General features: G+C 42.0%; 11 protein-coding genes. 10 read left to right on the top strand and 1 reads right to left on the bottom strand.

The window, feature by feature from the left end; translation table 11 throughout:
* Positions 1–2: 2 nt before the first annotated feature.
* From IEY42_RS13470 to IEY42_RS13465, 3 genes are all read left to right on the top strand, one after another.
* A complete protein-coding gene (locus IEY42_RS13470; RefSeq protein WP_188925721.1) occupies positions 3–938 on the top strand; it encodes a ParB/RepB/Spo0J family partition protein in 936 nt (311 codons plus the stop codon).
* An 85-nt stretch (positions 939–1,023) separates the two neighbouring features.
* Positions 1,024–1,158 (top strand): hypothetical protein, encoded by a 135-nt coding sequence (locus tag IEY42_RS22600; RefSeq protein ID WP_268244272.1) that lies wholly within the window; start codon positions 1,024–1,026, stop codon positions 1,156–1,158.
* Between the two features lie 318 nt (positions 1,159–1,476).
* Complete coding sequence (locus tag IEY42_RS13465; protein WP_188925720.1) at positions 1,477–2,997, top strand: EAL domain-containing protein; 1,521 nt, start codon at positions 1,477–1,479, stop codon at positions 2,995–2,997.
* A gap of 60 nt (positions 2,998–3,057) precedes the next feature.
* On the opposite strand, the gene dnaN is transcribed toward IEY42_RS13465, so the two are convergent.
* Positions 3,058–4,146, bottom strand: a complete 1,089-nt coding sequence (gene dnaN, locus IEY42_RS13460) for a DNA polymerase III subunit beta (protein WP_188925719.1) — start codon at positions 4,144–4,146, stop codon at positions 3,058–3,060.
* A 383-nt stretch (positions 4,147–4,529) separates the two neighbouring features.
* Here dnaN and IEY42_RS13455 point away from each other — a divergent pair, with 383 nt between their 5' ends.
* The 7 genes from IEY42_RS13455 (at position 4,530) to IEY42_RS13425 (ending at position 13,966) form a co-directional block, all read left to right on the top strand.
* Complete coding sequence (locus IEY42_RS13455) at positions 4,530–5,123, top strand: tyrosine-type recombinase/integrase (RefSeq protein ID WP_188925718.1); 594 nt, start codon at positions 4,530–4,532, stop codon at positions 5,121–5,123.
* Between the two features lie 162 nt (positions 5,124–5,285).
* Positions 5,286–6,389, top strand: a complete 1,104-nt coding sequence (locus tag IEY42_RS13450) for a helix-turn-helix domain-containing protein (protein ID WP_188925717.1) — start codon at positions 5,286–5,288, stop codon at positions 6,387–6,389.
* Complete coding sequence (locus IEY42_RS13445) at positions 6,370–6,864, top strand: PIN domain-containing protein (protein ID WP_011637413.1); 495 nt, start codon at positions 6,370–6,372, stop codon at positions 6,862–6,864. The genes IEY42_RS13450 and IEY42_RS13445 overlap by 20 nt, the downstream gene beginning before the upstream one ends.
* Before the next feature lie 55 nt (positions 6,865–6,919).
* Positions 6,920–8,494, top strand: a complete 1,575-nt coding sequence (locus tag IEY42_RS13440; protein WP_188925716.1) for a type I restriction-modification system subunit M — start codon at positions 6,920–6,922, stop codon at positions 8,492–8,494.
* A complete protein-coding gene (locus IEY42_RS13435) occupies positions 8,491–9,699 on the top strand; it encodes a restriction endonuclease subunit S (RefSeq protein WP_188925715.1) in 1,209 nt (402 codons plus the stop codon). Before IEY42_RS13440 ends, IEY42_RS13435 begins: the two co-directional genes overlap by 4 nt.
* 88 nt (positions 9,700–9,787) lie before the next feature.
* Entirely contained in the window at positions 9,788–10,789 is a 1,002-nt protein-coding gene (locus tag IEY42_RS13430) for a Fic family protein (RefSeq protein WP_188925714.1), read from the top strand.
* A gap of 63 nt (positions 10,790–10,852) precedes the next feature.
* Positions 10,853–13,966, top strand: coding sequence for an HsdR family type I site-specific deoxyribonuclease (locus IEY42_RS13425; RefSeq protein WP_188925713.1), 3,114 nt, complete (start codon positions 10,853–10,855; stop codon positions 13,964–13,966).
* Positions 13,967–14,464 lie beyond the last annotated feature (498 nt).

Here is a 14,464-nt window from a genome sequence, read left to right as displayed (position 1 = left end):
TTATGGACGTTAATAAAAAACGTAAAGCCCCTATCGGACGCAGCCTTGGGCCTCTTACTCATCAGAGTGCGGCAAACGATGCTGAAGAGTACACTTTGCACAATGGCCGTAAGGTCACGTTTAAACGAAAAAATGTACCAGCCGACCAGGTTGAGGTGTTGACCTATGCTCATTCGATGAATAAGCGAATTGCTGAGGAATTAACTCAAGCGTCACTTGCTGATGTAATCAGCTCAATTTCAAGACAGCAATACCAACCTGTCATAGCCCAGTTGGTCGATGGAAAGTACGCGACCTTGGATGGCACACGCCGTCGTCAATCAGCTATTTATGCTGGTGTAGGTTTGAACGTTTTATATTGCGAAGAAGAATTAACTCGGGCCGAAGTCAAAGCACTATCTAAAGAGCTACAGACAGCGAAAGAGCATTCAATCAGAGACAATGGCCGAGCCTTTGAGCTTCTTTTAAAGGAAGATCCTAGTAAAACCCAAGCTGATATTGCAGAGCAAGAGGGGTTCACCCAAGGTTATGTTTCAAAGGCATTAAATGCTTGGTCTATCCCGCAAGAAATCATTAATTTATTCGAGTACCCCAGCGATTTAACATTGCCGCAATTTGCTGAAATATCAAAAATTTATAATCATGTTCTTGATAGCAAAATGCCATTAGACGATGTGATCGAATTAACTGAAGTGTTGCCGGGAACATTGAACGAGGAAGTGATTGAATTTCTGAAAGACGCAGCAGAGTTTAAAAAAATTAAAAAGACATCTGAGAAAGATTCTAAGTTTCTTGCTGTTAATTCCAAGAAGTGGGCTAAAAGTAAGAAGGTTAAAGATAAAACAACGATTACATTAAGTCGCGCGACTGATGAAGAGTATGCGTTGATTGAAGCCTACATTATGAAAGTGATGAAGGGTGAGGAAGTGAAAGCTTAAAAAACTGAGCGACGAACATGTTCAACCGCCAAGAAGCCCATGTTCGCCGCCTAACCAACACTATAAATATTTAAGGAGAGTTATAATGTCAATTAAGACAATGCTATCAGTTGCAGACGCGATTGCAAAGGGGCAGAAAGTGAAAATGCCCGCGATGAAATTTTCAGATTGGAGTTTATTTTGTCGTTGTTTAAGGGAAGCTGAACTAGCAAAACACTAGTTAATTAGAATGAAAAGCGGTCGTGATGATCGCTTTTTTTTTCAAATCGTTAGGGGTGTCGTTATACAGTCTATTAGGCAACGTTACAAACTGATTTTATACTGTCAGTGTCATTGTGGGGCAGTGATGGTGACAGATTTAGGGATTGTAGGGATTGTAGGGTTTGTGACTACCTATTTATTTCTTCGTATAGTGTTCAATACGCTTAACCTGTTGAACTGTAGATGGTGTTTAGTATGTTGCATACTGTATTGATATGTTTGAAATCAATTCTCTTCGTGATAGTTTTTGATTCTGGATAGATAAACTCAAAAAAATATGACTCTACGTGTTACAGATCCATTTTTATTCCTAAAAATAGTTCACTGTGTGTTGCTATTTATGCTCCTATTTTTCGGTGGATTAATTATTTACGCTTACCAAGCGTATGCGGCACATATAGTTAAAACTGAAGACAGTTTAGAAATAGCCGTTAATTTCATAAATTCAAAAATAAACGATTCGTTTACGGCTAACGAATTTATTTTATCCTCAGCCTCTATGGATTGTCATTCGTCTGAGCCCTTATTCAACAAAGTCATTTTAGAAGTGCCAAGCATTCAGACAGTGAATTTGATAGCGGATAATAAGGTTATTTGTTCTTCATCGGCTATTAATGTTGGCGAGCCTGCAAATCCAGGAGAGTATTTGCCGGTAGATCTCTTGATGTCACGGACTATTGTGCCAGGTAAACCAATTTTGATAACGAAGTCTCAACGCGGCGATTTTACGGTTATCTCAACGTTGCATGGGCCGACACTCTTCTCAGTTATCAAGCTCTTCAATGAACAGACGTATTTTACTGTCGATTTTCCTACATCAAAGATTGATGTGAATTTAAATATGGATTCGCAACCACCGCAAAATGAAGTTAATTTACACCGTAGCTCAAATTCATATCCCTTTACAGTGAGTGCGTATATAAACCGAACAGGTCCATTTATTGACATTTTAGAGAGTAATTCACTGTTAATTTTGTTCTTGTTTTCTCTTGCACTGGTTGTGCCTTTTTGTTTTTACCTTCACAGCAAGAAAATCGTGCTAAAAAGCGCGTTACGAATGGGTTTAAAGAAAAAACAGTTCATCCCTTACGCACAGGCCATTGTTGACACAAATGGTGAGCTATCAGGCTGTGAGGTTTTAATGCGTTGGCAATATGGTAAGGCACTAATAAATCCCGATGTGTTCATTCCAACTGCTGAAGAATCAAGATATATCGTCCCAATGACGTTGATGTTAATGGATAAGATCTATCAAGAATGTGTCGAAACGTGCCTGATAGCTAACAAAAAGAACTTTTATCTCAGTGTTAATATTTGCCCGATTCAATTATCCAGAAAATATTCGGCCAAACTCATTGAATCATGTGCTCGTTTTACCGAAGACCCACAATTAAGCCACATAACGCTTGTATTAGAGATAACAGAACGACAAATTATCACGAATGATGAAGATACGTTGAATGCAATTTCTGAGCTAGAAAAATTGGGTGTTAAGTTTTCTATTGACGATTTTGGTACGGGATATTCATGTTTAGAGCACTTACGAGACTTGAATGCAAATGCGCTCAAAATTGATAAGCGGTTTATCGATGGCTACCCAGAGAATGAACATTGTTTTAATCTCGTTTCCAATATCCTCGATCTTTCAAAGAGACTCAATATTCCAATCATTGCAGAAGGTGTTGAAACTCAACATCAAGCAGACCAACTGGTGATGAATGGTGTGCAAAACCTCCAAGGATATCTATTTCATCGGCCAGAACCATTAATATCCTTCCTAACCCAAAAAGTTCTCTGACATTGTAATGAGGCAATGATAGCGACTTGTTGTCACTATCACTCTTTAGAAAAGGTATGTTTAGACTCGGATTGGCATGACTAACGTGACCAACTCAATAATGTCGCAAGTGATTAAAATTGCGGATTTTTGATTAAAGTAAATTGTGACCGTTTCACTTGTTTGTTTTGCTAAGGCATCGGCTAAATATATGGGATTCACACCAACTGAAATCGGTTCACCATCTTCCAGTTGAGCTTCGATAATCTCTGAAAATTCATTTGTCTTGTCTGAGCTAAATACCGACATATTCACTTCTGAGTCGATATCAAATCGAATTATTGGCGCTTTCTCTAACGATGCTACAGCTTGAAAACGTTTTACGGTGGCGCGTAACTCCTGTAGATCAAATGTAACGCCATGTTGCTTGCTGCTTGGAATGACACGAGCAATATCTGGATATTGGCCGTCACCTAAGACCGATATTATTGATGTGTCTCGGCTGGTGATGGCTGCTTTTTGTTCATCAAATTCAATGAGCACGACTTCTTTATCATCAAGATTTTGAGATAACACGGCAGACATTAATGAGGTTGGAACTAAGTAGTTGCCACTGCCTTTACAGGTTAAATTAGTGTGCTCAAGGCGACTGAGCCTGTGTCCGTCTGTTGCGCATACAGTAACGATTTGATTATCAATCGACAGATTAACATGACACAAATAATTTCGAACGTCATTTTTGGCTACAGCATAAGAAGCGGAATTAAACAGGGCTGCTAGTTGTGCAATAGTGCATTTGATTGAGGCTATGGGTTTAGCTATCACTGGGGCAGATGGGTAGTCAGAAGCGTTAAAAATAGGTGATTTTAAGTTACTTCTGCCACTTTTCATGAATAGACTTTGGTTTTTAACTTCGAGTTTTGCGTTATTAGCAGACAATGCATTCAATACAGCGCTTAAACGCTTTCCTGAGAGAGTAAACGAAGTTTGAGTTGTCACTTGTGCTGGTAGGGTGAGAGAGTTGTACTGAGCGCCATTGGAGGCGCTGAATGTCACTTCATCATTCTTAGCTTCAATCAGAACTAACTCAAATATTGGATTTATTTTACTGTTAGCGTGATTGCAGATTGTTTGAATACGACTTTTGTTATCTAAACTCATTGTGAACATGTGGCAAACCTTTTATTGCTTGGTATACATTAATCGTTGCACAAGTTGTTGGACTGGCAACCTCCGATAATTGGATGGTCTTGAAGCGCGTTACAGAAATACATTCAAGTTAAGATTGAATGTTTAGTTTGGGATTGGGTAATTCTTAATAATGTTTGATCATTTATAATATAGTTTGATATTTTTTGGCTATTTTGGTGAGGAAGTCGGTTAAGGACTAACACATTTCTGCCCCAAAATCAGCTAGAACAAATGCACTAATATCTTCAAGCTTTCAATGTTTCCTCACCCATTAACTGCATAACCATTCAACCTATCCTTTCTAATTCCCAGCTACAATTAATAAGGCTATTTCTAAAGACATATTATTCTGGAGGTCAATTATGTGGACGAAGAAAGGTCACCTAACTGGGCAGAAAAAGCCCTTCAAGCTCGAAGATATCTGGCGTATTCGCACTAGGCTCGAAATCGAAGGTAATATTATGGAGTTGGCTCTGCTCAACCTCGCCATCGATTGTAAATTACGTTCATGTGATTTGCTCAGAATGAAAGTTCGAGATATTTCATCGGGTGGTGTTATTCAAAATAGAATTCTTTATCAACAGAGTAAAACGGAACGTGAGGTTCAATTTGAAATAACTTCTCGTACAGCTCAATCATTAACACAGTATTTAATGCAAAGTGGCTTATCGTCATCAAGTTATATATTCCCTAGCCCTCGTAAGAACGGGAGACCTATGAGCTATAGCTGCTATGCAACTATAATTCGTCGCTGGGCGTCACAACTTGGTTATGACTATTACCTGTATGGTACTCACTCTATGCGAAGAACAAAGGCAACCTTGATCTATGCACGAACGAAAAACATCCGAGCCGTACAGCTATTGCTTGGTCACGCCAAGTTGGATAACACAATTCGTTATTTAGGGGTAGAGATGGAAGATGCCCTTAATATATCTGAGGATATAGAGTTGTAACATTATTGTGTTAAAGCCATGCGCACGAGCAGGTGGTAGATTGGATAATGAGCAAAATGGAGAGTTCGGGACTGCAAATTAGATAGCAAATTAAGGCAATTCGGTTTATATTAATCACAGTTTTTTCAATTTTATAAACCAAGCCATTGCTGAGAGGATACCATGTTTGCAGAGCGCCTAGAACGAGCCCGCAAGGCTGCCGGGCTATCAATGAATGCATTAGCCAGCGAAGTTGGCCTATCCGCTAACGCCATTAAAAAGTACGAACATGGCACGACTATGCCCTCTTCTTCAAATCTACTTAAGCTTGCAAAAGCGCTAGATGTGCGCAGCGAGTACTTCTTTCGGCCGACCAAGGTGAAGTTAGAGGGTGTTGAGTACCGCAAGCGTGCGAGCACACCAAAGAAAGTGTTAGACCGAATCAATGGTGACGTATTAGACCAAGCTGAACGCTGGCAGGAGCTCTTAGAGCTTTATCCGGACTCGGTAAAACCGATCCCTGAGTTTGCTCTACCTGATGAACTTCCAGAACAAATCTTTAGCTTAGAACAAGCGGAAGACTTGGCTATTCAGATGCGCCATGCTTGGGAGCTAGGGCTAAACCCTATTCACGATATGATCGATACCCTCGAAGCTAAGGGCGTGATGATTATTACCACGGATGTGGAAACAGATAAGAAGTTTGACGGTTTAGCGGGCAAGATTGGTAGCACTCCTGTAGTGGTGATCTCTACCGCCCAAAGTGGTGACCGTCAGCGCTTCACCTTGGCCCATGAACTTGGGCACTTAGTCGTGCATGGTCGTTTAGCTGAAGGGATTGATGAGGAGAAGGCTTGTAATGCCTTTGCTGGTGCATTTCTTTTACCTACCCAATCACTTATTGAACACTTGGGTGAAAAGCGCCGTCATATTGAACCGCGTGAATTACTGATGCTAAAGCACGAATACGGTATTAGCATGCTAGCGGCACTGTTTCGAGCTGGCCAATGTGGAATAATTACGCCTGCGACTCAGAAAAACCTATTTATGCTGTTTAGCAAAAATGGCTGGCGAACGGAGGAGCCAGGAAAAGCATACCCTCATGAATCGACTTATCTACATAAGCAGTTGGTATATCGTGCTTTAGGTGAAGAATACATAGGGGAGTCAAAAGCTGCAGAGTTACTTGGCATGTCTGTTTCTAGCTTTCGTAAAGAACGAAAGTTGGAGGTGCCGACTCAAGCACAGTTAGCTCAGGAGGCTAGCCGTGCAGCAGCTGCTAATTAGTGATGCCAATATCCTCATTGACATGGAAGAAGGTGGTTTACTGGAAGCAATGTTTCAGTTGCCCTATGACTTTGCAACGCCAGATATTCTTTTTGTTGAAGAACTTGAAGAAGATCATCCCCACCTTCTGGATTTAGGGTTAGCGCTAAAAGAGGTTTCTGCAGAATCAATGATGTATGCCATGCAGCTAACGGGGACCTATACCCAAGCGAGCCGAAACGATTGTTTTGCCCTTGCTTTAGCAAAGCAAGAACAGTGTCCTTTACTGACCGGTGATATGGCACTGAGAAAAGCAGCAGAAAAAGAAGCTGCCATTGTTAAAGGCACAGTTTGGCTAGTAAGCCAACTGGTGGTTCATCAGCAAATCAATACCGAACAAGCGCGAGCAGCCTATAAGCAGATGCAAGCCAATGGCAGGCGTCTACCTTGGCATATCGCAGAACAAGCTTTAGTAGAACTAGAGCAAGTAAATTAATAATTAATAGGTTGCCCTCATAAAGTGCAATTTAGAACGATCAGGAATTCTAATAATGACAAGTTTACAACAACGTGCCGAACTTCAACGCCAAATATGGGCGATTGCCAACGATGTGCGAGGCTCAGTGGATGGCTGGGATTTTAAGCAGTATGTATTGGGTACGCTGTTCTACCGCTTTATCAGTGAGAACTTTGAAGTCTACATTACTGGTGGTGACGAAAGCGTTAACTATACAGCAATGGACGACAGCGATGAAAATATCATAGCGGCAAAAGATGATGCTATTCGTACAAAAGGCTATTTTATTCTTCCTAGCCAGCTGTTCAGCAATGTGGCGGCTAATGCACACAAAAACGAAAACTTAAATACCGATTTAGCTACTATTTTTGCTGCAATCGAAAACTCAGCCAATGGCTATGATTCAGAAAAAGACATCAAAGGCTTGTTTGCGGATTTTGATACCACCAGTAATCGCTTAGGTAATACGGTAGAGGCAAAAAACAAACGGTTAGCGGCGGTATTAAAAGGGGTAGCTGGGCTGAACATCACCCAATTTGAAGATAACGAAAACGATCTGTTTGGTGATGCTTACGAGTTCCTGATTTCAAACTATGCTGCCAATGCGGGTAAATCCGGTGGCGAATTTTTTACGCCTCAGCACGTTTCAAAACTCATTGCGCAACTGGCCATGCACGGCCAAACCAGTGTCAATAAAATCTATGACCCTGCGGCGGGTTCGGGCTCGTTGCTATTACAAGCCAAAAAGCACTTTGATGCACATATCATTGAGGATGGTTTTTTTGGTCAAGAGCTCAACCACACCACCTATAACTTGGCGCGTATGAATATGTTTTTGCACAACATTAACTACGACAAGTTTAATATTCAGTTGGGTGATACCTTAACCGAACCGCACTTTTTAGATGACAAACCCTTTGATGCGATTGTCTCTAACCCGCCTTATTCAGTGAAATGGATGGGTAGCGACGACCCAACCCTAATCAACGATGACCGCTTTGCGCCCGCTGGTGTGCTCGCGCCTAAATCAAAAGCCGACTTTGCCTTTGTATTACATGCGCTCAGTTACCTATCAAGCAAAGGCCGTGCAGCCATTGTCTGCTTCCCCGGAATTTTTTACCGTGGTGGTGCTGAGCAAAAAATTCGCCAATATCTGGTTGATAACAACTATGTCGAAACCGTGATTTCACTGGCACCTAACCTGTTCTTTGGCACCACCATTGCGGTAAATATTTTGGTGCTGTCTAAACATAAAACCGACACCACCACCCAGTTTATTGACGCCAGCGGTTTGTTTAAAAAAGAAACCAATAACAACACCCTAAGCAATGAGCACATTGAGCAGATCATCAAGGTGTTTGCCAACAAAGAAAACGTAGATCACTTTGCTAAATCCGTTGATTTGGATGTTATCGCAGCCAATAGCTATAACCTATCGGTGAGCAGTTATGTGGAAGCGAAAGATAATCGCGAGTTAGTGGATATTGCAGAGCTTAATGCCGAACTTAAAACTACCGTTGCTAAAATTGATGCACTTCGCAGTGATATTGACGCCATCGTTTTAGAAATAGAAGGGGCGGAGATTGACGGTGAGGAGGTTGAGGCATGAGCCATTTGAGTTATATGGAAAAACTGCTAGATGGAGTTGAGGTGGTGTGGCTGCCACTAGGTGAGATTGGCCAATTCATACGCGGTAATGGTTTGCAAAAAAAGGACTTCATCGAAACGGGATTTCCAGCCATTCATTACGGCCAGATTTATACTAAATACGGTTTGTCGGCTGATGAAACTTTTACCTATATATCAGAAGAGCTAGCGAAAAAATTAAGAAAAGCGGAAAGGAACGACCTCTTGCTTGCCACAACTTCAGAAAATGACGATGACGTTGTGAAACCTCTTGCATGGCTAGGGAATCAATCCGCAATTTCTGGCGATATGATGCTATTCCGACACGAGCAAAATGTTAAGTATTTAGCTCACTATTTTTTAACGGAAGCATTTCAAGCTCAGAAGAGAAAATACATTACAGGGGCTAAGGTTCGCAGAGTTTCTAGCGGTGATTTGTCAAAAATAGTTGTCCCCATCCCATGCCCAGATAACCCAGAAAAATCGCTGGCAATACAAGCTGAAATAGTGTGCATTCTGGACGCATTTACCGCCATGACCGCCGAGCTGACCGCCGAGCTGACCGCCGAGCTTAACATGCGGAAAAAACAATACAACTACTACCGCGAACACTTATTAAGTTTTGATGAAGGTGATGTTGAGTGGAAGACGTTAGGCGATATTGCTGAAATTGGAACGGGAAAGCATGATACCAGAGATGCAATCGAAGATGGAGAGTATATATTTTATGCCCGTGGTCGTGAGCCTTTAAAACTAAATACTTTTAACTTTGACGAAACAGCAATTATTACCGCTGGTGATGGCGCAGGTGTTGGTAAAGTTTATCATTATGCTCAAGGAAAATATGCTTTGCATCAAAGAGCTTATCGCATTGTACCTGATGATTCTATGCACCCAAGATTCGTATACCATTATATCTCGGCTTATTTTAACGACTATATTCAAAAAGCTTCCGTGAGTTCATCGGTAACATCGCTTCGCAGACCTATGTTTCTTAAATTCCCTATACCAGTTCCACCTCATTCAGAGCAAAGTCGAATTGTAGAGATTTTAGAAAAATTCGAAACCTTAACAACGTCAATTCAAGAAGGTCTCCCCCGCGAAATTGAGTTACGTCAAAAGCAATACGAGTATTATCGTGACCTGTTGTTGAGCTTCCCGAAATCTCATTCAGATGAGGCAGCTTAATGAGTAACACGCTAACGGAAATAGCAGAGTCAGTTATCCGGAAATTCCGGATAACTGTCAACGAAGGTAAGTATAAGGAGGCAGCCTAATGGCCTATCAACCACCTTTTACCATCACCACCGATATTTTGAACTTGGTGGCGCAAATCAGCCAGCAGGTGGGTGAATTAAATGCCAGCCAGCTCAATGCCTCGCCGCAACTGCGCAAGCAAAACCGCATCAAAACCATCACCGGCACGCTGGCGATTGAAGGCAATAGCTTAACTGAAGAACAAATTACCGCCATTGTTGAGGGTAAGCCTGTGTTGGGCAGCGTGCGTGAGCTGGCCGAGGTAAAAGGCGCGATTGCCGCTTATGATGCACTGCCTGCATTCACACCCAGCGAGATTTCCGATTTACTCACGGCTCACGGTTTAATGCTGTCAGATATTCTTGTAAATGCCGGTGAATTTCGCAGTAAAGGCGTGGGTATCCATAAAGGTGGTGTGGTGCACCATGTTGCGCCGCCTGCGCATCAGGTATCCGGTTTAATGGCAGATTTACTCCAATGGCTCAAGCAAACAAAAGATCATCCATTGATCGCCAGTTGTGTATTCCATTACGAATTTGAGTTTATTCACCCCTTTGCCGATGGTAACGGCCGAATGGGGCGGTTATGGCAAACACTGATTTTATCCAAGTGGCATCCGTTGTTTTTATCTTTGCCGCTAGAAAGTGTGATTAAAGACCATCAGCAAGCCTATTATCACGCCCTTGAGCAGGCCGATAACCAAGCAGACAGTACGCCGTTTATTCATTTTATGTTGTCGGTTATTCAGCAAACGCTAGCACAAAACGCCGCTGTGAACGCCCCTCTAAAGGAAGGTAAAAACGCCCCTGTAAATACCCTTATCAATGTAACGGGCCTTAAAACGCCTGAAGCTATTTTAGCATTGCTCAGTAACACGCCCGAGCTAACCCGACAACAACTCGCTGATACCTTGAATAAAGACGTTAGAACCATTGGTCGCGCCATTAGCAAACTACAAAAAGAAGGCAGGTTAACTCGGGTAGGTTCAGATAAAACCGGCCATTGGCAAGTCACTGAATAATGCGACGCCGTGGCTATTTCCATATTGGAACACACCACGGCTAACAAAAAAGGATGTAAACGAATGACGACTTATAAAGCGGTGGCAGAATCGAACAACTTTATTGTGTTAGATAAATACGTCAAAAATTGGCAAGTCGCAGAAAGCTTTCAAAGTGAAGGTGATTTAGAACGTGAGCTGATTCAGGACCTAAGCAACCAGGGCTATGAGTATTTACCTGCGCTAACGACACCCGATGCCATGCTGGCGAATGTGCGCAAGCAGCTACAAGCCCTTAATAAGGTCCAGTTTACTGATGGCGAGTGGGCGCGCTTTTGCGAGCAATACTTAAACACCCCAAGCGATACTATTCTTGATAAAACCCGTAAGGTGCACAGCGACTATATCTTCGATTTTGTCTTTGATGATGGCCATATAGAAAACATCTACCTGTTCGACAAGAAAACCATTGCTCGTAACAAAGTGCAGGTCATTAAGCAGTTTGAGCAAACGGGAAGCCATGCCAACCGTTACGATGTGACGATTTTGGTTAATGGTTTGCCTTTGGTGCAAATCGAGCTGAAAAAGCGTGGTGTGGCAATCCGTGAGGCGTTTAACCAAATACATCGCTACAGCAAAGAAAGCTTTAATACTGAGAACTCTTTGTACAAGTTCTTGCAGCTTTTTGTGATCTCTAATGGCACCGACACGCGCTATTTTGCCAATACCACCAAGCGCGACAAAAACAGCTTCGATTTTACGATGAACTGGGCGAAGTCAGACAATACGCTGATCAAGGATTTAAAAGACTTTACCGCCACTTTTTTCCAGAAAGAGACCTTGCTTGAAGTGATCTTGCGTTACTCGGTGTTTGACGTCAGCAATACCTTACTTGTAATGCGCCCTTACCAAATTGCGGCTACTGAGCGCATTTTATGGAAGATTAAGAGCGCCTTTAACGCTAAGAACTGGAGCAACACCGAGAGCGGTGGATACATTTGGCACACCACAGGCTCAGGAAAAACACTCACCAGCTTTAAAGCGGCACGTTTGGCCACCGATTTAGACTGTATCGATAAAGTCTTCTTTGTGGTGGACCGAAAAGACCTCGACTATCAGACCATGAAAGAGTATCAGCGCTTCTCGCCTGATAGTGTGAACGGTTCAGACAGTACCGCAGGGCTTAAGAGTAACCTAGATAAAGACGATAACAAGATTGTCGTCACCACAATCCAAAAGCTCAACAACTTAATCAAAAGCGAAAGCGATTTAGCTATATACAACAAGCAGGTTGTCTTTATTTTTGATGAGTGTCATCGAAGCCAGTTCGGTGAAGCGCAGAAAAACCTGAAGAAGAAATTCAAAAAGTACTACCAGTTTGGCTTTACCGGTACGCCAATTTTCCCTGAAAACGCCTTGGGTGCTGAAACCACGGGCAGCGTGTTTGGCCAGCAGTTGCACACGTATGTGATCACCGATGCCATTCGTGATGAAAAAGTACTCAAGTTCAAAGTGGACTATAACGATGTTCGTCCGCAATTTAAGAGCATTGAGACTGAGCAGGATGATAAGAAGCTTAGTGCCGCCGAGAATAAGAAAGCCTTCTTACATCCAATGCGCATTGGTGAAATCTCGCAGTATATTCTGAGCCATTTTAACCAGAAAACGCATCGAGCCTATTCTGGCGCCAAAGGGTTTAACGCCATGTTTGCGGTCAGTAGTGTTGATGCGGCGAAAGCCTACTATGAAACCTTTAAAACATTGCAGGCCGAGGCCGAAAATGGACCCACAAGTAAACCTCTGCGCATTGCAACTATCTTCTCATTTGCTGCCAATGAAGAGCAGGATGCCATTGGTGATATTTTAGATGAGAGCTTTGAAGTAAGTAGCCTGAACAGCAGCGCAAAAGAGTTTTTGAGCGCCGCGATTACGGATTACAACGCCATGTTTAAATCTAACTATGGCGTGGACAGTAATGGCTTTCAGAACTACTACCGTGACCTTGCCCAACGAGTGAAGAATCAAGAAATAGATCTGCTCATAGTGGTTGGTATGTTTTTAACGGGCTTTGATGCGCCTACGCTTAATACCCTGTTTGTTGATAAGAATTTGCGCTATCACGGCTTGATGCAGGCATTTTCTCGCACTAACCGCATTTATGATGCGACGAAGACCTTTGGCAATATTGTTACCTTCCGTGATTTGGAGCAGGCAACCATTGATGCCATTACTTTGTTTGGTGACAAAAACACCAAAAACGTGGTGTTGGAGAAGAGCTACAAAGAATACATGGAAGGTTTTAACGATATTGCGACTGGGCAGGCGCGTCGAGGTTTTGTTGATATCGTCAAAGAGCTGCAAGAACGCTTTCCAAACCCAGAAAATATTGAAAAAGAACAAGATAAAAAGGAGTTTGCCAAGCTATTTGGTGAATACCTCAAAGCAGAAAATATTTTACAAAACTACGATGAATTTGCTGGCTTGAAAGCACTGCAAAGCCTTGATACCAGTGATGAACAAGCGGTTGAAGAGTTTAAGTCAAAGTACTATCTGGACGATGCTGACATCGAGGCAATGCAAACAATCGATATGCCGAGCGAACGTGCTATCCAAGATTATCGCTCTACCTACAACGATACCCGCGACTGGTTGCGACGCGATAAAGAAGGTCAGGATAAAGATAAGTCAACGGTAGACTGGGACGATGTGGTCTTTGAAATTGATTTGCTTAAATCGCAAGAAATCAACCTCGATTACATTCTTGAACTGATTTTTGATCACAATAAGAAGAACAAGAGCAAAGAAGGCTTGATTGAAGAAGTTCGTCGTATGATCCGCGGTAGCCTTGGCAATAGAGCGAAAGAGAGCTTGGTGGTTGATTTTATTAACCAGACAAACCTAGATGAGATCAATGACAAAGCCAGCATTATCGACGCTTTCTTCAAATTCGCCCAGGCGGAGCAGAAGCGCGAAGCCGATGCCATTATTGCCTCTGAAAAGCTCAATATCGATGCTGCCAAACGCTATATTGCGTCATCACTCAAACGTGAGTACGCCTCTGAAAATGGCACAGCACTTAATGAGGCACTGCCCAAACTTAGCCCATTGAACCCACAGTACCGAACCCAGAAGCAAACGGTTTTTCAGAAAATTGCCGCTTTTGTTGAAAAATTCAAAGGTGTGGGTGGGCAGTTGTAGTGATATGAAGAGCTCTTTTCACGTAGTTAATGCTTGATGAAAAGAGCTCGATATTTTTAAATTAGTGCTGTTTTTTTTTCGAGATAGCAGATATGAATATTCAAATTAGTTTAATTATTATGCATTTTCTGGATAGGTCATTGGCCCACAAATGGAGCTAATAAATAAAGCTACTAAATGATTTCTGTCCAAAAGCGAGTTACTTACTCTTTAGCCATACTATTGCGTTTTCTTTGCTGATTAAGAGTGAAACATTAAAGACTGATAGATATGTGACTATTTATGCATATTGTGCTGCATAAACTTAGTTTTGCATGAATCTGTTACGATCATGCACAAAACACGTTGATTAAGCGCTAAAACACGCGAAAAATGCACTTTAACAGTTATAAACATGCAAAATTTTCTGCGTTATGTTACTAGAAAATGTAATCATTAAGAGGGTGTAACAGATTCTGTGTAACTGCAATTTAGTTAATATGTTTCACAATTCTATCT

Origin of the sequence: Shewanella algicola (genome assembly GCF_014648035.1) — a bacterium.
Taxonomy (GTDB): Bacteria; Pseudomonadota; Gammaproteobacteria; order Enterobacterales; family Shewanellaceae; genus Shewanella; species Shewanella algicola.
Note: the sequence above shows the minus strand (reverse complement) of the source record. Positions and strands in the feature narration are given on the sequence as shown.